This is a genomic window from Brucella haematophila (assembly GCF_005938105.1).
Classification (GTDB): Bacteria; Pseudomonadota; Alphaproteobacteria; order Rhizobiales; family Rhizobiaceae; genus Brucella; species Brucella haematophila.
The window spans coordinates 62,639-79,932 of record NZ_VCPE01000009.1; the positions used below are offsets into that span (position 1 = coordinate 62,639).

The window sequence follows — 17,294 nt, forward strand, 5'->3', positions numbered from 1 at the left end:
TGGCCAAACAGCCGGTTGATGGGTATTCGCAATGGGATTATGCGTAAAAACAATTGGATGCATCATCCACACTATCGTAGTGAAACGGTGATGTCATACCGAACGGAGGGATGAATGTCCGAAGCCCCAGAACATGCGAACCAGGAGCTTCCCGAACGCGAGAGCATGGAATTTGACGTTGTGATCGTCGGCGCGGGCCCCGCGGGTCTTGCCGCGGCGATCCGCCTGAAGCAGGTCAATCCAGAGCTTTCAGTCGTGGTCCTTGAAAAAGGCGGGGAAGTTGGTGCGCATATCCTGTCTGGCGCTGTTGTCGATCCGGTGGGTATCGACCAGCTTTTGCCGGACTGGCGCGACGATGAGGGGCATCCTTTCAAGACGCCGGTGACGGACGATCATTTCCTGTTGCTGGGGCCTGCGGGTTCAGTGCGTTTGCCGAACTTCGCCATGCCGCCTTTGATGAACAATCACGGTAATTACATCGTGTCGCTCGGCAATGTCTGTCGTTGGCTTGGCACGAAGGCCGAAGAGCTTGGCGTCGAAATCTATCCGGGCTTTGCTGCGACCGAAGTTCTCTACAATGACGAAGGCGCTGTCATCGGTGTGGCCACAGGCGACATGGGCGTTGAGCGCGACGGCACGCATGGGCCGAACTATACGCGGGGCATGGCGCTGCTCGGCAAGTATACGCTGATCGGCGAAGGCGCACGCGGTTCGCTGGCCAAGCAATTGATCTCGAAGTTCAAGCTGGATGAAGGCCGCGAGCCGGGCAAGTTCGGCATCGGCCTCAAGGAATTGTGGCAGGTCGATCCGTCCAAGCACAAGCCGGGTCTGGTACAGCACTCGTTTGGCTGGCCGCTCGACATGAAGACCGGCGGCGGTTCGTTCCTCTATCATCTCGAAGACAATATGGTTGCGGTCGGCTTCGTGCTGCATCTCAACTATAAGAACCCGTATCTGTCGCCGTTTGAAGAATTCCAGCGTTTCAAGACGCATCCGGCCATCAAGGATGTCTTCGAAGGTGGTAAGCGTCTGTCCTATGGCGCACGCGCCATTACCGAAGGCGGCTTCCAGTCGGTGCCGAAACTGTCCTTCCCGGGCGGTGCGCTGATCGGTTGCTCGGCTGGTTTTGTGAACGTGCCGCGTATCAAGGGCAGCCACAATGCGGTTCTGTCCGGCATTCTCGCCGCTGACAAGCTGGCGGAAGCCATTGCTGCCGGTCGCGCCAATGACGAGCCGGTCGAGATTGAGAACAGCTGGCGTTCAAGCCTGATCGGCAAAGACCTGAAGAAGGTTCGCAACGTCAAGCCGCTGTGGTCGAAGTTCGGCACGGTGATCGGCGTCGCTCTGGGCGGCCTCGATATGTGGACCAACCAGCTGTTCGGCTTCTCGTTCTTCGGTACGCTCAAGCACGGCAAGAACGACGCGCAGTCGCTCGAACCGGCGGCAAAGCACAAAAAGATCGACTATCCGAAGCCGGATGGTGTTCTGACCTTTGATCGTCTGTCGTCGGTGTTTCTATCGAACACCAATCATGACGAGAATGAACCGATCCATCTGCAAGTCCGCGACATGCAGTTGCAGACGTCGTCGGAACACGATGTCTTCGCTGGCCCGTCGACGCGCTATTGCCCGGCAGGCGTCTATGAATGGGTGGACAAGGACGGCAACTCGGCTGCTGATCCAAGCGCCAAGGATGTTCGTTTCGTCATCAACGCGCAGAACTGCGTGCATTGCAAGACGTGCGACATCAAGGACCCGAACCAGAACATCAACTGGGTGCCGCCACAAGGCGGCGAAGGACCGGTCTATGTGAACATGTAATGGTTCACATTCGAGACCGTGTCCGTCTCGTCCGCCGCTGTAAGAATGTCGGCGAAGGACCAGTCTACGTGAACATGTAAATGTCCACATGAGGCGTCTGTTTCTGCCAGATATGCTACCTAGCAGTCGAGCAACTGCTAGGTAGCTTCCGGCAGGAAGATCGTGGCTTCCATGAATGTCACGGCGTTGCCGCGCAGAATAACGCGGTCCCCGACCAATTCGCAGTCGAGCCATCCTCCACGTGCCGACGCCTGATAGGCTGTCAGCGTGTCGCGCTGCAATCGCGAAGCCCAGTAGGGCACAAGCGTGGCATGGATGGAACCTGTCACCGGATCTTCCGGAATTCCCGCCCCCGGAACAAAATAGCGCGACACAAAGTGCGCTTTTGCATCTGCCTCATCCTGACCTGTCACGACAAGACCGACGGAGCCGAGAAGGGCGATTGCCGCCAGGTCTGGAACGAATTTGCGCACGGCATCGGCGCTGCCCAGATCGGCAAAGAAATTCTCAAAATTGCGAAAGATGCGAACCGGCGGTTCAACGAAAATATCCGCAATTTCGTGTGGCAGCGCATCGATAGGTTCTGGCGACAGACGGGGAATGTCGAGACTGTATCCGTTCGTCTCTCGCGATACGCTCAGTTCACCAACCCGCGTGTGAAAGACCAGCGATGTATCGGCCTTTCCCGTGGTGAACAGGACATGCGCTGTTGCGAGGGTGGCGTGACCACAGAAATCAACCTCAAGCGCCGGGGCGAACCAGCGCAAATCCCATGCGCCATCGGGGCGGGCTTTGACAAAGGCGGTTTCGGCGAGATTATTCTCCTGCGCAATTGCCAGCATTTGCCCATCCGGCAGCCAGTCTTCAAGGATGAGGACAGCAGCTGGGTTTCCTGCGAAGACTTGATCAGTGAATGCATCGACCTGATACATCTGCATGCGGAAAGCTCCTTGCTGTGGGTGGTGCTGCCGTCGCCCGTAAAGTTCAGCAGCAGCATCCACTTGAATTCCGCATTTTAGTCAAGGTCCGGGCCGTGAACTGCTCGTTATTGAAGCATAACGGACTGCGTTTCCGGTTCGTCTTCGTCCGGGCGCACCGGGGCTGGAACGGAGAAGTCCAGCCGCACCGGCAGGTGATCCGAACCGGCGTCTTCGCGGGCTGAAACCTTGGGCGAAACAACATCCGCGCTGGTGAAAATCTGATCGATAGGCAGGCCGAGATAAGGCGCCAGTGACACCGGCAGGAAGGACGGGAACCATGTTCCGCCAATGCCGGTCATATGCGTGGTTTTGGATGCGGCCTCGACCCGGCGAACGGCATTGCTCCACGGCACGGCGTTCAGATCACCTGCGATGATCGTTGGCCCTGCTAATTGGTTCAGGCCCGGTTCGATATAGCCAAGCTGATAGGGCTGCCAGCGCGGCCATGGCCATGAAAAATGCAGAGAAGCGACATTGATGTGCGTGCCGCCGAGATCAACGGGAGCGATGGCGAGCAATCCGTCACCGATGCATACGGGCTGACCGCCTTCAACAAAGGGGCGGCGGGACAGAATGCCGACGCCCCAGGTTCGCGAATCTTCACGGCAGCTGAGACGATAGGGATAGGTGGCCTGAAGAATATCCAGCCACTTTGTCCACTGCTCGCTGGCTTCCTGATAGGCGATGATATCCGGCTTTTCGCGGGCGATCATCTGCAAGATGCGCTTTGGCTCCGGATTGTCCTCGCGCAGATTGATCTGAACAAGGCTGTAGCGCGGCCCCGTAGTTTCGGCTGTGGTCGCGCCTGCCGAACCGCTGAGAAAATCACGCGCCATACCGAGCGTGGTGCTGAGCGCCATGATAGCGAACAGGAGCAGCATCGCGCCTTCGCGCCGCATCTTGGTGAAGAGCAGCGGCAGGGCCAGCACGATCATCAGGACGGCAAGATGCGCGCGGAAATGCGAAAATGTATCAAGCGCGGGATGAACCGCGCCGAGAAATCCCAGCACAAGCGGGATGGACACCGCCACAGCGGCAAGCAGCAACAGGAAGGGGATGTTCTCACGGCTTTTCGACATGAGATGCCTTTAGGGATGGATTACGGCGCGATGATGGAAGGAAGGCAGTAAGGCAGTAGGGCAATAAGGCAGTATGTTAAGGGCGCTAGTTGTCGCCAACCAACATATTGCCCTACTGCCTTACTGCCCTATTGCCTTCGATCTACTGGAACGCCGTTTCGTAGAAGCTTCTGAGCTTGCGTGAATGCAGCCTTTCGTCCGGCATGGCAGCGATTTTTTCCACCGCACGAATGCCGATCCGCAGATGCTGCGCCACCTGCCGCTTGTAGAATTCGGTGGCCATGCCCGGCAGCTTCAGTTCGCCGTGCAGCGGCTTGTCCGATACGCAGAGCAAGGTGCCGTAGGGCACGCGGAAACGGAAGCCGTTGGCGGCGATGGTGGCCGATTCCATGTCGAGTGCAACCGCGCGCGCCTGCGAAAGGCGCTGCACAGGGCCGCGCTGGTCGCGCAGCTCCCAGTTGCGATTGTCGATGGTGGCAACGGTACCGGTGCGCATGATGCGCTTGAGGTCGTAGCCTTCGAGGCCGGTGATTTCTTCGACCGCTTCTTCCAGTGCGACCTGAATTTCCGCCAGCGCGGGCAGGGGAACCCAGACCGGCAGGTCGTCGTCCAGCACGTGGTCCTCACGCATATAAGCGTGGGCCAGCACATAATCGCCGAGCTGCTGGCTGTTGCGCAGGCCAGCGCAATGGCCGAGCATCAGCCATGCATGCGGACGCAGCACGGCGATATGGTCGGTGATTGTCTTGGCGTTGGAAGGCCCGACGCCAATATTGACCATGGTGATGCCGGAATGGTCGGAGCGCTGCAAATGATAGGCAGGCATCTGCGGCAGGCGCGCCAAAGGGGTGCCCTCGCTCGGCGCGGTTTCGCCTGCACGGGTAATCAGATTGCCCGGTTCCACGAATTGTTCGTAACCGCCGCCGCCCTGCGCCATCAGATCGCGGGCATAGGCGCAGAACTCGTCCATGTAGAACTGATAATTGGTGAAGAGCACGAAGTTCTGGAAATGGGCCGGGCTCGTTGCCGTATAATGCGCCAACCGGTGCAGCGAATAGTCGATGCGCTGGGCCGTGAAAGGCGCTAGCGGCATCGGTTCGCCGGGTGCTGGTTCAAAATCGGCATTGACGATTTTGTCGTCTGTCGCAGCCAGATCCGGCACGTCGAAAAGATCGCGCAGCGGATGCTGGAAGGCGCTGGCGACGGAGGCCTCCACATAGGTGCCTTCCATGAACGCGAAATGGATCGGGATCGGCGTGGAAGACTCACGCACCGTCACCGTCACGCCGTGATTGCGCATCAGCAGGCGGATCTGTTCATTCAGATAATGATCGAACAGATCGGGACGGGTAATGGTCGCGGAATAGTCGCCCGGCGTTGAAACATGGCCATAGGCCAGACGCGAATCCACATGCGCGAAACTCGATGTGGAAAGGCAAATCTCGGGGTAGAAGGCGCGATAGCGCTGTGCCGGAATTTCGCCGCGCGCGACCTTCTCGAAAGCATCGCGCAGAAAACCCGTATTGCGATCATAAAGCTTTTGCAGGGCGGCAACCGCCGCACTCGCATCGGTAAACACCTCTGGCTCGATTGGCGCTGGTGTTTTGATTTCGTTGAGAAATGGCTGTTCGATTCGCTGTGTCATGGCTCAGTATAGCAGAGTTCACGACGATGGAATGACGCAGTTATGCGGTTCGTTGCAGGCTGACATAAAGCACAAGGCCAATGCCGCTCATCTTGCTGTGCTGGCCGATTTGCGTATAGGCGAAGGTGGCGGCCGGGCCGGTAAAAATTGCTGTGAAGAGGAATACCCGCAGGGCGATGCCCGCAGTCGAGCGGATGTTGGCGATCATGGACGTGCCCCCGGCTTGACCTGGGCGGAAGCCAGCGGACCAAACACCGTCTGGTCACGATAGGTGTCGTGTTTCCTGTCGGCGAATACACCAGCGACAATCGCCAGCCCGGCGATCAGTAGCCATACAATCGTCAAGCGTCTCAGCAACATGAAAGCCCCCAAAAGGTTGAAATCCGTCCTTGTTGTTGCCCAGTTTAGCGAGTGCGCCTGAACCACATCTGAGGCTGCCGTTCATGCGCGGTTCAAAAATATTGATGTTCCGTTAAATGCGCCGCATTGGCCTTGTGCCTGTCGAAATGGGTCTTATGTTTCCCATCATTGGAATGCGGGAAGGATCCCGCCCAAATCCGCCGCACACTCTCGAACGAGTTGGAGAAAGCCATGGTTGAACAGACAAAGCCCATCGAGCTGTATTATTGGCCAACGCCGAACGGCGTCAAAATCAGCATCATGCTGGAGGAACTTGGCGTTCCCTATGAGGTCAAATACGTCAATATCGGCAAGGGCGACCAGTTCAAACCGGACTTCCTGAAGATTGCCCCGAACAATCGCATGCCGGCGATCATCGATCCCGAAGGTCCGGGCGGCGAGCCGATCTCGGTTTTCGAATCCGGCGCCATTCTCCAATATCTCGGACGCAAATTCGGCAAGTTCTACCCGACGGACGAGCGCAAGCGCGTGGCTGTTGACGAATGGCTGATGTGGCAGATGGGCGGGCTGGGTCCGATGTCCGGTCAGGCAGGGCACTTCCGTCTCTATGCGCCGGAAAAGGTGCAGTATGGCATCGACCGTTATACCAACGAGGTCAATCGTCTCTATGGCGTGCTCAATCGTCAGCTCGAAGGCAAGGATTATATTGCAGGCGAATATTCCATCGCCGACATGGCCAGCATCGGCTGGGTGAATGCTTTCAAAAACTACGAGCAGAATCTTGACGAATTCCCGAATCTGAAGCGCTGGCACGACACCATGAATGCGCGTCCTGCCGTCGCGCGCGGTCTGGTTGTCGGCAAGGAAGAGCGGGAAAAATCCAATCTGGCCAACGACAAGGAAGCGCAGAAAATTCTCTTCGGTCAGAAGGCGCGCTAGGCAGGAGATAAAAGAAAAGGGCGGCTGTTCAGGCCGCCCTTTTCGTTTGAAAATTGTTGTCGGCGATTACTGGCGCGTCAGGCTTTCGCTCTTGCAAATCAGGCCGCCGAGCACACAGCCCGACAAGGAGAGCGTGTTGCCCTTGACGGATGCCTTGCCCGTATAGGTCTTGCCTTCGTCAAGCTTGTTCACTTCGCCCTTGTAGCTGCCATCCGTGCCAGACATGGTACCGATGGACTTGCCCTTATATTCGCCGGTCATGACCGTGCCGCAGAACTTGTTGCCGCCGCAGGACGCATAGCTGATGATCGTGCCGTTCGGACGTTTCCAGCTGCCCACGATTGCTTCGTCAGCAAGAGCGGGCGCGGCAACGCTGGCTGCAAGTGTCATTCCAAGAATAAGAGTGCGGATCATTCATTCCTCCCGATGCGCGCCAGTCCCTCCATCGGGCGGTGGCGCAAGCCGCTTCATTCATTTGCCGTGGTCGCCGTAACCGGGATTGCCGTTTGATCACCGGCCCCCCAGATCGCGCCACTCACCATGACGACAGTGTTCTCCCCATATCGTCACGATTTACGCAAACGTAAACGTAAACGAGATTTCGCGAGAGCGGAAGCGGAATTTTCGCACTCGTGAGGGTGTCGGGCGAGGGGATTTCTTGCTGTTTGTAAACGCCGCAATGCACCAATCCTGCCGACCCCGATTGTCCTATGGTTATCATCCGGTTTCCATGCATCGAACGGATTTGAATCGACTTTTCGGGAAAATCCAGCAATCCGCGAGACTTGGATGTTTAACAAAATCCCAAGTTTACACCTTGTTGGGATTTTGTTGGTCAGACGTTAAGCATCTGGTTTAACGCGCATTTCAGCCCTGATGCCTATTCTCTACATCATGAACGGAACGACAGAGACGGCAGTTTCAAGGCGATAATAATCGCCACGAAAGAAAGACCGTACGGTTCTCGGGATTTAACAGGGACAAAGAAAAATGGCACAGTTTCAGAGCTTTACGCAGCAGCAAAAGATCGCATCGCAGGACCGCATTCTTCTGGAAATGGGCATGAAATATGCGATTGGTCGCGATTGCGAGATCGATGTGATCGCAGCCCATAAGTGGCTCAACATCGCCGCCATTCGCGGCAATGAAAGGGCCGCCCGGATGCGCAATCAGGTTGCCGCCACCATGAGCAAGACTGAACTGGCCGCAGCCCTTCGCGATGCCCGCGAATGGATGACCACGCACTGAAACTGCGAAACGCATGACCGAAACAAAAAGCCGCCCTCAAAGGCGGCTTTTGTGCGTCAGCTCATGCCGAGATAGCGGCCCGGCTTGTGATTGATTGCAACGATCAGATTCATCGCCACGGCGCCGAGCAGCGAAAGCGTCATATTCTGCCATGGAATGAAAAAGAGCGACGCCAGCATGATCACCAGATCAAGGCCGAGCTGGAACCAACCCGCTCGAATTCCGTATGCATCCTGAAGATAGAGCGCCAGAATATTGACGCCGCCGACGCCGGAGCGGTGCCGGAAAAGCGACAGCACACCCATTCCCATCAAAGTGCCGCCCATCAGCGCGGCAAACAGCGGATTGACGGTACTGAAGTCGATGCTTTGCGGTATCAGCCATGCGAAACCTGACAACATGCCGACCGCCACGAAAGTGCGGATCGTGAATGCCCATCCCATGCGCCGTACGGCGAAATAGTAGAAGGGCAGGTTGATCAGGAAATAAAGCAGCCCGAAATTCGTCCCTGTCGCATATTGAATGAGAAGGGCGATGCCAGCCGTGCTGCCGGTCATCAAAGTTGCATGGCTATAAAGATTGATGCCAAGCGCGATGAAAGACGTGCCAATCAGCATGGCCATGGCGTCTTCGTACAAGCGATGACGGTCGAGGCTTGCGACACTGGGCGCGCCAGCAAGCGGAGCGGCGCTATCTGCGATATCGGCCACGTTTAGACTCCAACAGCGAGAGCCGGGCGGCCGGCTCAAAAAAGTCAAAAGCCGGATTTGAATCCGGCGCTTATTTCAACTGATCTTTGCGCTGTGCGGAGGTGTCGTTGCTTCGATGATCGCACACGAGCGTCAAGTCTTGGGAGACATCAACAATATAGCAGCGTGAAAGCGCGTTGGCATCATTTGCAAAATTGCTATTTTAAGCTGGTCTTTATCGGCTCCCTACAATTTCGGGGTGCTTTGCTTTTGTTTTGTTTCGTGACGAATGCCGCCGAGAAATGTGTCTACTTCACGGGGGCTGCGTAAAACACGCTTTATCAGGTGATTTGGGGCCTGTTCCACGAATTTGAGTGCGCGAATCCGCCCATTTTTGCGATAATCGACCACCCATTTGATGAAATCCCAGTCGAAACGCTCCGGGCAGCCATCGCCCATATCCGGTCGCGTGCGGCCATGATATTTCAGGATGCGGCGGACTACCCGCACAAGACGTCGTCCGGTCGAAATGTCGAGGAAGATGAGCATGTCTGCGCGTGAAGCACGATAGGGCATGGTATGGCTGTGATTGCCTTCGAAGACCCAGCAATCGCCATCCGCTGCTTCCTTTGTCAGACGGGCAATTTCATCAAGTGAACGCATGACCCATCCGGGCTGCCAGTAGATGGTGTCGATGTGAATGACGGGCAGGCCCAGCATCTGGCCCAGCTCTCGTGCCAGCGTCGATTTTCCCGAACCGGCACCGCCGATGATCATGATCCGCTGTATCATCCCACATCGTCCTTAATGCAGTTTCCGCTTAAATACAAAACGGTCAATTTGATGACGTTACTATGTCGTTACTATGAAGGGGGTAACCATAACGGGCCGAAAATGACCGTTAGAAAATTTGTATTGCCCGCACCTGTAATATTAAGCAAACGATTGACAGTCAATTTCGCCAGGAGCAATGTTGGCGCGGAAAAGGAATGAACGGGAGCAACAGGTTGAGCCTGATTTCTTCTTAATTCCGGCATATGCGGAGAAAGATGAAATTTCCGACATATGCAAATGAGATTGGTCGTGAAGCATCAATCCGGTGCCTTACGATCCAAGGGCCGTATTCGATAGGGAGTGACGCAATGTCCATTCGAACCATCACAGCTTTGGCAGGCACCGCCATTATCATGGGTGCAGCGGCTTTCACTTTTTCATCGCCCGCAAGTGCGCTGACGATGAAGGAATGTAGCACCAAGTATCAGGCCGCCAAAGACGCCGGAACGCTCGGCAATCTGAAGTGGAACGACTTCCGCAAAGCCCAGTGCGGTGACGATGCCGCAGCCGCACCGGCTGCTGCTCCGGCCGCGCCTGCCGCGGCAGCGCCAGCAGCCAAAACTGCAAAGACGGCAGCTCCTGCGGCTGATGACAGCGCCAAGGGCCTGACGATGAAGCAGTGCAGCACCAAATATCAGGCTGCAAAGGATGCAGGCACGGATAATGGCGTGAAGTGGAATGATTTCCGTAAGGCCGAGTGCGGTGCGGGTGCCGATCCGGTTGCACTGAGCACCGATGGCAATTCGGAACCTGCAGCACCAACCGCTGCTGCTCCGAAAGGCATGAAGTTCCCAACTGCCGTTTCCGCGAAATATTCAAGCGAATCGGCTGGCAAGGCACGCATGCACACCTGCCTTGAGCAGTATCATGCGTTGAAGGATGCCAATGCACTTGGCGGCCTGAAGTGGGTGCAGAAGGGCGGCGGCTATTACAGCCTTTGCAATGCACGCCTTAAGGGCAATTCCTGATCGATCGATCTCGCTGAGAAAAAGAGGGGCCGCGAGGCCCCTTTATTTTTGCTTCGAGAACCATCCGGTCAGTGCGACACTCAGCCAGCCGAGGATCATCAGGCTTCCGCCGGTTGGTGCAGCAAGCGGGAAGAGTCGGTTGCCGGTGATATCGCGCATGAAAAGATCGCCGCAGAAGAGCGCCAGGCCGACGACCAGAAGCGCACCGCCGATAGTGGCTGCACGGCTGGCGGGTGCAAACAGAGCCAGTACAAGCAAGGCCGGTGCATGGCCCAGCAGCAAAGGTGCTATGCTGCCGAGATGATTTTCGCCGCCATGGGCTGCCCCGGCATAGGCTGCGATTGCGAGCGCGCCGCACAATCCGCCAAGCGTGCTGAAAAGAACATTATAGGGTCTGCCATTCGATAAGCTGGGCATGATGGCTCACTATTCAAACAGTTTCGGTGTTTTTGATGGACTGACGGGCGTCTTCCAATGCGCCGGGCAGGGCGGCTTCGAAAACGTCGAGCTGCTCTTCAACCCCGACACTCACGCGAATGCAGCGGTCAAGAACCGGCGCGCCCGGCTTGCGCACGAAAACATCGCGCGCGATCAGTCCATTCATTATCGCCGTGGCGAATGCCGCGTCGCGTCCGCAATCGATAGCCACGAAATTGGTTGCCGACGGAATAGCGCTCAAACCGTTGGCTGCCGCAATAGCAGCGATGCGGTCGCGACCGGCATGGATCTTTCCGACGACATCCTTAAGATAGGCCTGATCTTTAAGCGCTGCGATCGCTGCCGCCTGAGCAACGCGGTTCACGGCAAAATGGTCACGAATCTTGTCGAAGGAGCGGATCGCTTCGGCGCAACCGACAACATAACCACAGCGAATGCCAGCCAACCCATAGGCTTTTGAGAAGGTGCGCATGCGGAGGATATTAGGGCGATCTGTTTCAAAAGACGGGAATGCCGAATCAGGTCCTGTCTCGCAATAGGCTTCGTCTAGAATGAGCATCGTCGTTTCAGGAATGCCCTCGATGAAGGACTGAATATCATCCCCTTCATGCCAGGTCCCCATTGGGTTGTCGGGGTTGGCGACATAGACGATGGCGGCGTTCTCGCGCTTTGCAGCGGCGAGCAGACCGTCCAGATCGGATTTATCAGTGCGATAAGGGACGGTGACCAATGCGCCGCCGTAACCTGCAACGTGGTAATTGAAGGTCGGGTAACCGCCAAGCGAGTTGATGACCTTATCGCCTTCGCGAACATACTGCCGAACGACCAGCCCAAGCAGAGCATCAACACCCGCGCCGGGCATGATGTTTTCCGCTTTCACACCATGATGTGCGGCGATGGCGTGGCGCAGTTCGTAGTTCTCGGGGTCGCCATATTTCCAGACCTCTGCGGCTTCGCGCTGCATTGCCTCAATCACCGATGGTGCCGGGCCAAAGCTGCTCTCATTCGCGCCGATGCGGGCTTTGAAAGGCTTGCCTCGCTGCAATTCCAGCGTTTCTGGGCCGATAAACGGCACGGTTGAAGGCAGCTTTTCGACAAGAGGCGTGAGGCGGGGTGATCCCATGGCGATATCCAGTCAGCTTTCAGTCAGGCAATGAAGGCGGCTTGGTTGGGCGAAATGGTCCGCAGCAGTTACCACGTGGCCGTTCGTCCTCCCGATTGAAAGGCATAGCAAGTCGTGCCCGTCGGTTCCACCAGAATGGTGAGAAAAGCGCGAGCGGGATATGCGGCAGTTTGTTTGCTGGCTATGGCCAATCGAACGGTGGGAACTGTGCCCGTGGGCTGTTCGGGAGATGGCGCTTCACCGCCCCCAATCGTCTATCAACAAGCTGACCAACGAATGCGTTGAATATTGGTCGTGCTGAACATCTGCCGCGGTCGAATTCGTCTGTTTCATTGCAGTTGAAGGCGTTCCGATCAAGTGTCGATATTGTTGATTCGAAACCATAATCAGGATTGGGTCGGTAAGTCCGGCGCTTTGCCTGAACACGTTTGATAGTTTGGCCAGTGCAGGCGTGACAGACCGCACTTGCCGTGTTAGCCGCTCTCCCGTGTCAAGCGATCAATATGCGCGAGGCACTGCGTGGAAACGGCAGGAAACTCAGAATCTTGAATGATTGGAGGGGAGCCATTCCATGACGGCACATGCGTCAACCTTTCCAGCCTGCGATGCAGCAATGGAAATACCAGGTGCTATGGGCTTGAAGTTCGCTTGCGGCATGGTGCTGGAATCAAGCGAGGAAATGCCGCTATCAACCTGAGACGGTAGTGCCGTTTAAGGGCAATCGAACAAGGCTAAGCGCGCCAATTCGTCAGGCGCAATAGTAATTAAAACACTGAATTTCATCTTCTCTGAACCATACAAGCAGGGCTGCACAGCACAGCGAATTGTTGTCGCTGCGGTGGCGCGCTGTACTGCTGCTGGAAACCCTCTAGTGGATTTCCAGCACTTTCACGCATGAATCGAGATCATGGGTAGCCAGATGCGCGTATCGCATGGTCATTTGCAGTGTCTGGTGGCCAAGCCACATCTGCACACGGCGAATATCGATACCGCCGCGAACAAGGCGGGAAGCACAGGTGTGACGCAGAATATGCGGTACGACCTGATCGTCGGTGCCCAGACCGACTTCCATCTTGGCGTCATTCCAGATCTGGCGAAACCGGACTTGATTGAGCATCGCAAATGGCCCTTTGAGCCGCTCATGCGGAATCTTCGTCGCCTTTCCCGCGCGGCGGGTGAGGGGGACTGTTCGGCTTCTGTTGGATTTGGTGAGCCAGAAGGTGACGCGATGGTCCTGCAGATCATTCCACGTCAGTCCAATGGCCTCACCAAGACGGCAGCCTGAATCGACAAGGAACACTGCAAGCCGGAAGCTGTCTTCGCAGCGCGATTTGATCGCCGCGAACAGACGCTTTTCTTCCTCATATTCGAGAAAGCGGATGCGGCCCACCCGTTCTTTCTGTCGGACAAACTCCGGCAGACTGTAGATATCCCCCATTTTATGCGCCTTTCGCAGCAGCTTGCTCAGCGCAGCCATCTTTCTGTTGATGGTTGCATTGCTGTTGCCGCGCTCACGAAGCGTGCCAATAAGGGAATCAAGCATTTCCTGATCGAAACCTGAAAAGCGTTCGCCCTTCAAAATTTCGTCGATCTCGCCGAGAAACGACCTAACATTATATTTGTGCGAGCCGTCATCCCACAGAATATTTATATATTTTCCCGTCAGCTCAGCGATAGAGAATTTCTCTACGAGCCTGTGGTTTTGGCTTCTGTCGGATGCGTAATTCAGATTGTAGTCGATGATCGGCGCATATTTGTCACCAGTACCAACTACCGTTTCCCCAATAGTTATCATTTTGTGCCCCCCGGCATTCTGCGGGTTGCACAACTAATGGAATAATTAAAGAAGCACAAGATAAGTAGGCTAACTTTATGCAGAGACATGGTGCGATCCTTGTTTCAGGCCCCCCGTTTGTCCCCAATTTCCAGTTTCTCGATAACTCCCCTTGTCGCCGCCCGTTCAAAATCCCCATTTTGAAGCGGGTGACTTCACAGCTCTGTGAACACTGATTCTATGATTGCAGACGCCAGCGGTTTCCCGCTGGCGTCTTTGATTCAGACGTTGGTCTGATTAGAACGAACGCTGGAAGCGAACCATGCCGCCGAGGGCATCCTTGTCGCCAGCGTAGTCGCGCCATTCGCCACCGAAGCGGGTGTACGAAACTTCTGGCGTGATGGTGAAGCCAGGAACCAGCTCGTAAGCGACGTTAGCCGTAACTGCGGTCTTGCCCCAGTCGTCGTGTGCGCCCTGAATGTTGATGACAGCCTTGTCGGTTGCCTTGAACTTCGCGCCACCCCAGACAGCCCAATCGCCGCCCCACATGCCGTACATCTGGTCCGGGGAGCCTTCCGAAGCGTAGCCACCCTGCAACCAAACCGAGAAGCGGTCGGTGATGTTGATGTCGCCACGAACCTTGGCAGCCCATTCTTCGATAACCGAGTCGTAAGCCACGACGCCAGCGATCGAACCCCAGCCGCCAGCATACTTCAGGCCGCCAACAACGTGCGGCATGTAGCCGTCGATGGTGAAGCCGTCGTCACCCTGTTCAAGAGCAACTACAGCCGAGAAGCCGTTGCCGCCAGTGAAGGTGTACGAGATCTTGCCGGTGCGGTAGCCGCCAACTGCGACCACGTCATCGTTGATGACATCGCCGAGGTAACCGGTGAAGGTCTGGAATTCCGACTCATCGATACCGACCTTGAGGCCGCCGAGTTCGATATAGGCGAACTGCAGAGCAACGTCAGAACCGGTGAAGCCGTAGTCGCCATCATGACGCGAGTTAGCTGCGCCGTAGTTGAAGCGGGTTTCGGTGTAGGTCTTCAGCGTGCCGTATTCGGTTTCCGAAGCGGTCGAGGTGCGAAGCGCGAAACGAGCGCCCTTGTCCCAGCCCTTACGGTCGAAACCGGTGTAGACGTCATCGCCGCCCTTTACGTCGTAACGGACGTAGCCATGGATGCGCAGGCAGGTTTCGGTGCCCGGGATGTAGAAGTAGCCAGCGCCGTATGCGTCGCAAACGCGAACATATTCAACGGCTTCGGGCTCTGGCGCGACGATTGCGTCGGCAGCCTGAGCGCCGGAAGCTGCAACCAGAGCTGCAGCGGAGCCGAGAAGAAGGCTCTTGATGTTCATTTCTGACCTCCAGTCAAGAATCGACGTCAGGTCAGAAAGATATTTTAAATCAAACACTTATGGAATTTGACGATTCAGCTTGTCAAAAAAAAAGATCGACACGCAGTCGACAGACAGCGCGAGAATCGGCGTCATGCGGCAATATCGGCGATAATCTTGGTAAGGGGATTGGTGCGCGCTGGCAGCGCAGTGGCGGAGAGGATGGGATTCGAACCCACGAGACCCTTATGAGGTCTACTCCCTTAGCAGGGGAGCGCCTTCGACCGCTCGGCCACCTCTCCGGTAAGGGCGAGATAGCCGGTACGTGGCGGCATTTCAAGCGATTTACGCAGTAGCTGGTAAAATTTCCTGAGAATTACACCCTTTATATATAAGGCAATCATGGTGCAGGCCCGATTTGCGGCATTTCAACGGCGAGTCCTTCATTGCCCTGTCGCATAATAATGCCATTAGAAATGAAAGAGATTCGGACTCTTTAAAGAAGAATCGCTCGTTCCTTGCCATCTGGCGGACACTTTCCAATCCCCAGGCCGTAAACAAGGGAATCTCGAGCCGGGTTAAGCGTCCAAACTGAAAAAACACACGTTTTCAATCGTTAAGATCGATTAATTTCAATTTACTAATGTTAATAAAGACTAAAGAACCCCACTCAAAGCTGACAATTTCGTGTCTTTTCTGCAACAACCATTCTGCATAGAGGCCTTGCTAAGGCAGGTAAGCCGTATTCGGTGTTGAAACGAAAGAGCGGGCGAGTATCTTCACATCCAGAAGAAGGAGCGCTTCGGGGCGACTTTTTCACAAGGGGATGGGGACAGGTTGTCCTTCAGCCAAATCAAAATGCCCAGACCCGTTTTTAACTTTGACTGGAGGTCAGAAATGAACATCAAGAGCCTTCTTCTCGGCTCCGCTGCAGCTCTGGTTGCAGCTTCCGGCGCTCAGGCTGCCGACGCAATCGTCGCGCCAGAGCCCGAAGCCGTTGAATATGTTCGCGTTTGCGACGCATACGGCGCTGGCTACTTCTACATCCCGGGCACCGAAACCTGCCTGCGCATCCATGGCTACGTCCGTTACGACGTAAAGGGCGGCGACAACGTCTATTCCGGCCAGGACCGTAAGGGCTGGGACAAGGGCGCTCGTTTCGCACTTCGCACCTCGACCGCTTCGGAAACCGAATACGGCACGCTGAAGACCTTCACCGAAACCCGCTTCAACTATGCTGCGGCTAACTCGCGTGATGACGGCGTCTACGGCACGACCGGTTCTGACGTTACGATGCAGTTCGCCTATATCGAACTCGGCGGCCTCAAGGTCGGTATCGATGAGTCGGAATTCCACACCTTCACCGGTTACCTCGGCGACATCATCAACGATGACGTGGTCTCGGCTGGCGCATACCGCACGGGTAAGATCTCGTACACCTTCACTGGCGGCAACGGCTTCTCGGCTGTAATCGCTCTTGAACAGGGTGGCGACAACGACGGCGGCTACACCGGTACTTCTGACTACGCAATCGACGGCTACATGCCGCACGTTGTTGGCGGCCTGAAGTATGCTGGCGGCTGGGGTTCGATCGCTGGCGTCGTAGCTTACGACTCGGTTATCGAAGAATGGGCTGCCAAGGTTCGCGGCGACGTCAACATCACCGACCGTTTCTCGCTCTGGTTGCAGGGTGCATACTCTTCGGAAGCTTCTCCGGACCAGATGTACGGCCAGTGGGGCGGCGATTGGGCTGTCTGGGGTGGTCTGAAGTTCAAGGCAACCGACAAGGCTGTCTTCAACCTTCAGGGCGCACATGACGATTGGGGCAAGACCGCAGTTGCAGCTAACGTTGCATACGAGCTGGTTCCTGGCTTCACCATCACGCCGGAAGTTAACTGGACCCGTTTCAGCAACGAATGGCGCGATCACGAAGCTGGCGTAAGCTCGCTCCGCACGATCTCCGACAAGGACGCCTTCGGCGCAACGATCCGCTTCCAGCGTTCGTTCTAATCCTTTCCGGATTTGATACAGGAAACCCGGCAGCTCAGCTGCCGGGTTTTT

Annotated in this window: 18 protein-coding genes and 1 tRNA gene; 6 read left to right on the top strand and 13 right to left on the bottom strand. The window is 56.1% G+C overall.

The features are described from left to right. The first annotated feature begins 114 nt into the window (after nucleotides 1–114). Nucleotides 115–1,821: an electron transfer flavoprotein-ubiquinone oxidoreductase gene (locus tag FGI60_RS14175; RefSeq protein WP_138785765.1), complete on the top strand. Its 1,707-nt coding sequence runs from the start codon at nucleotides 115–117 to the stop codon at nucleotides 1,819–1,821. A gap of 137 nt (nucleotides 1,822–1,958) precedes the next feature. Here the strand turns inward: FGI60_RS14175 and FGI60_RS14180 are convergent, their stop codons facing one another. The 5 genes from FGI60_RS14180 to FGI60_RS26280 all read right to left on the bottom strand — a co-directional run bounded on the left by FGI60_RS14180 (nucleotide 1,959) and on the right by FGI60_RS26280 (nucleotide 5,885). Next, on the bottom strand, nucleotides 1,959–2,759 hold the full coding sequence (locus tag FGI60_RS14180; RefSeq protein WP_138785766.1) for a PhzF family phenazine biosynthesis protein: 801 nt from the start codon (nucleotides 2,757–2,759) through the stop codon (nucleotides 1,959–1,961). A gap of 107 nt (nucleotides 2,760–2,866) precedes the next feature. Continuing rightward, nucleotides 2,867–3,880: an endonuclease/exonuclease/phosphatase family protein gene (locus FGI60_RS14185; protein ID WP_138785767.1), complete on the bottom strand. Its 1,014-nt coding sequence runs from the start codon at nucleotides 3,878–3,880 to the stop codon at nucleotides 2,867–2,869. 142 nt (nucleotides 3,881–4,022) lie between these two features. Then, complete coding sequence (locus FGI60_RS14190) at nucleotides 4,023–5,525, bottom strand: AMP nucleosidase (RefSeq protein ID WP_138785768.1); 1,503 nt, start codon at nucleotides 5,523–5,525, stop codon at nucleotides 4,023–4,025. A gap of 40 nt (nucleotides 5,526–5,565) precedes the next feature. Beyond that, nucleotides 5,566–5,733, bottom strand: coding sequence for a hypothetical protein (locus FGI60_RS26275; RefSeq protein ID WP_171058772.1), 168 nt, complete (start codon nucleotides 5,731–5,733; stop codon nucleotides 5,566–5,568). Further along, nucleotides 5,730–5,885 carry a hypothetical protein gene (locus tag FGI60_RS26280; protein ID WP_171058773.1) on the bottom strand — a complete coding sequence of 52 codons (156 nt, stop codon included), beginning with the start codon at nucleotides 5,883–5,885 and terminating at the stop codon, nucleotides 5,730–5,732. Before FGI60_RS26280 ends, FGI60_RS26275 begins: the two co-directional genes overlap by 4 nt. A gap of 231 nt (nucleotides 5,886–6,116) precedes the next feature. Between FGI60_RS26280 and FGI60_RS14195 the strand changes: the two genes are divergently transcribed. Beyond that, nucleotides 6,117–6,824, top strand: coding sequence for a glutathione S-transferase N-terminal domain-containing protein (locus FGI60_RS14195; protein ID WP_138785769.1), 708 nt, complete (start codon nucleotides 6,117–6,119; stop codon nucleotides 6,822–6,824). A gap of 66 nt (nucleotides 6,825–6,890) precedes the next feature. On the opposite strand, the gene FGI60_RS14200 is transcribed toward FGI60_RS14195, so the two are convergent. Further along, a complete protein-coding gene (locus FGI60_RS14200) occupies nucleotides 6,891–7,238 on the bottom strand; it encodes a DUF2147 domain-containing protein (RefSeq protein ID WP_138785770.1) in 348 nt (115 codons plus the stop codon). Nucleotides 7,239–7,814: 576 nt separating this feature from the next. Here FGI60_RS14200 and FGI60_RS14205 point away from each other — a divergent pair. Then, the gene (locus FGI60_RS14205; protein ID WP_138785771.1) at nucleotides 7,815–8,072 is read left to right on the top strand and encodes a sel1 repeat family protein; all 258 of its coding nucleotides are present in this window, start codon (nucleotides 7,815–7,817) and stop codon (nucleotides 8,070–8,072) included. Between the two features lie 56 nt (nucleotides 8,073–8,128). On the opposite strand, the gene FGI60_RS14210 is transcribed toward FGI60_RS14205, so the two are convergent. Both FGI60_RS14210 and FGI60_RS14215 read right to left on the bottom strand, forming a co-directional pair. After that, nucleotides 8,129–8,782, bottom strand: coding sequence for a YitT family protein (locus FGI60_RS14210; protein WP_138785772.1), 654 nt, complete (start codon nucleotides 8,780–8,782; stop codon nucleotides 8,129–8,131). A 225-nt stretch (nucleotides 8,783–9,007) separates the two neighbouring features. Continuing rightward, nucleotides 9,008–9,553, bottom strand: a complete 546-nt coding sequence (locus FGI60_RS14215) for a P-loop NTPase family protein (protein WP_138785773.1) — start codon at nucleotides 9,551–9,553, stop codon at nucleotides 9,008–9,010. 350 nt (nucleotides 9,554–9,903) lie between these two features. On the opposite strand from FGI60_RS14215, the gene FGI60_RS14220 reads away from it, so the two are divergent. Continuing rightward, complete coding sequence (locus FGI60_RS14220) at nucleotides 9,904–10,563, top strand: antifreeze protein (RefSeq protein WP_113534003.1); 660 nt, start codon at nucleotides 9,904–9,906, stop codon at nucleotides 10,561–10,563. Nucleotides 10,564–10,605: 42 nt separating this feature from the next. Here FGI60_RS14220 and FGI60_RS14225 read toward each other — a convergent pair whose 3' ends face one another. Further along, the gene (locus tag FGI60_RS14225; protein ID WP_138785774.1) at nucleotides 10,606–10,980 is read right to left on the bottom strand and encodes a DUF423 domain-containing protein; all 375 of its coding nucleotides are present in this window, start codon (nucleotides 10,978–10,980) and stop codon (nucleotides 10,606–10,608) included. Between the two features lie 13 nt (nucleotides 10,981–10,993). Continuing rightward, nucleotides 10,994–12,124, bottom strand: coding sequence for a pyridoxal phosphate-dependent aminotransferase (locus FGI60_RS14230; protein WP_138785775.1), 1,131 nt, complete (start codon nucleotides 12,122–12,124; stop codon nucleotides 10,994–10,996). A gap of 571 nt (nucleotides 12,125–12,695) precedes the next feature. Here FGI60_RS14230 and FGI60_RS26675 point away from each other — a divergent pair. Then, nucleotides 12,696–12,821: a hypothetical protein gene (locus FGI60_RS26675; protein ID WP_268898836.1), complete on the top strand. Its 126-nt coding sequence runs from the start codon at nucleotides 12,696–12,698 to the stop codon at nucleotides 12,819–12,821. Between the two features lie 171 nt (nucleotides 12,822–12,992). Here the strand turns inward: FGI60_RS26675 and FGI60_RS14235 are convergent, their stop codons facing one another. The 3 genes from FGI60_RS14235 to FGI60_RS14245 form a co-directional block, all read right to left on the bottom strand. Next, nucleotides 12,993–13,919 carry a tyrosine-type recombinase/integrase gene (locus FGI60_RS14235; RefSeq protein WP_113534000.1) on the bottom strand — a complete coding sequence of 309 codons (927 nt, stop codon included), beginning with the start codon at nucleotides 13,917–13,919 and terminating at the stop codon, nucleotides 12,993–12,995. Nucleotides 13,920–14,195: 276 nt separating this feature from the next. Next, complete coding sequence (locus tag FGI60_RS14240) at nucleotides 14,196–15,254, bottom strand: porin (RefSeq protein WP_138785776.1); 1,059 nt, start codon at nucleotides 15,252–15,254, stop codon at nucleotides 14,196–14,198. Nucleotides 15,255–15,444: 190 nt separating this feature from the next. Further along, nucleotides 15,445–15,535, bottom strand: a tRNA-Ser gene (locus FGI60_RS14245). A gap of 595 nt (nucleotides 15,536–16,130) precedes the next feature. On the opposite strand from FGI60_RS14245, the gene FGI60_RS14250 reads away from it, so the two are divergent. Then, nucleotides 16,131–17,243 (top strand): porin, encoded by a 1,113-nt coding sequence (locus tag FGI60_RS14250; protein WP_138785777.1) that lies wholly within the window; start codon nucleotides 16,131–16,133, stop codon nucleotides 17,241–17,243. Nucleotides 17,244–17,294: the final 51 nt, after the last annotated feature.

What these genes read in the sequence shown, in the direction of transcription:
- FGI60_RS14240 (WP_138785776.1), bottom strand. Translation starts at nt 15,254, where the DNA reads ATGAACATCAAGAGCCTTCTTCTCGGCTCCGCTGCAGCTCTGGTTGCA.
- FGI60_RS26280 (WP_171058773.1), bottom strand. Translation starts at nt 5,885, where the DNA reads ATGTTGCTGAGACGCTTGACGATTGTATGGCTACTGATCGCCGGGCTG.
- FGI60_RS14205 (WP_138785771.1), top strand. Translation starts at nt 7,815, where the DNA reads ATGGCACAGTTTCAGAGCTTTACGCAGCAGCAAAAGATCGCATCGCAG.
- FGI60_RS14190 (WP_138785768.1), bottom strand. Translation starts at nt 5,525, where the DNA reads ATGACACAGCGAATCGAACAGCCATTTCTCAACGAAATCAAAACACCA.
- FGI60_RS14195 (WP_138785769.1), top strand. Translation starts at nt 6,117, where the DNA reads ATGGTTGAACAGACAAAGCCCATCGAGCTGTATTATTGGCCAACGCCG.
- FGI60_RS26275 (WP_171058772.1), bottom strand. Translation starts at nt 5,733, where the DNA reads ATGATCGCCAACATCCGCTCGACTGCGGGCATCGCCCTGCGGGTATTC.
- FGI60_RS14185 (WP_138785767.1), bottom strand. Translation starts at nt 3,880, where the DNA reads ATGTCGAAAAGCCGTGAGAACATCCCCTTCCTGTTGCTGCTTGCCGCT.
- FGI60_RS26675 (WP_268898836.1), top strand. Translation starts at nt 12,696, where the DNA reads ATGACGGCACATGCGTCAACCTTTCCAGCCTGCGATGCAGCAATGGAA.
- FGI60_RS14230 (WP_138785775.1), bottom strand. Translation starts at nt 12,124, where the DNA reads ATGGGATCACCCCGCCTCACGCCTCTTGTCGAAAAGCTGCCTTCAACC.
- FGI60_RS14235 (WP_113534000.1), bottom strand. Translation starts at nt 13,919, where the DNA reads ATGATAACTATTGGGGAAACGGTAGTTGGTACTGGTGACAAATATGCG.
- FGI60_RS14180 (WP_138785766.1), bottom strand. Translation starts at nt 2,759, where the DNA reads ATGCAGATGTATCAGGTCGATGCATTCACTGATCAAGTCTTCGCAGGA.
- FGI60_RS14200 (WP_138785770.1), bottom strand. Translation starts at nt 7,238, where the DNA reads ATGATCCGCACTCTTATTCTTGGAATGACACTTGCAGCCAGCGTTGCC.
- FGI60_RS14225 (WP_138785774.1), bottom strand. Translation starts at nt 10,980, where the DNA reads ATGCCCAGCTTATCGAATGGCAGACCCTATAATGTTCTTTTCAGCACG.
- FGI60_RS14215 (WP_138785773.1), bottom strand. Translation starts at nt 9,553, where the DNA reads ATGATACAGCGGATCATGATCATCGGCGGTGCCGGTTCGGGAAAATCG.
- FGI60_RS14220 (WP_113534003.1), top strand. Translation starts at nt 9,904, where the DNA reads ATGTCCATTCGAACCATCACAGCTTTGGCAGGCACCGCCATTATCATG.
- FGI60_RS14250 (WP_138785777.1), top strand. Translation starts at nt 16,131, where the DNA reads ATGAACATCAAGAGCCTTCTTCTCGGCTCCGCTGCAGCTCTGGTTGCA.
- FGI60_RS14175 (WP_138785765.1), top strand. Translation starts at nt 115, where the DNA reads ATGTCCGAAGCCCCAGAACATGCGAACCAGGAGCTTCCCGAACGCGAG.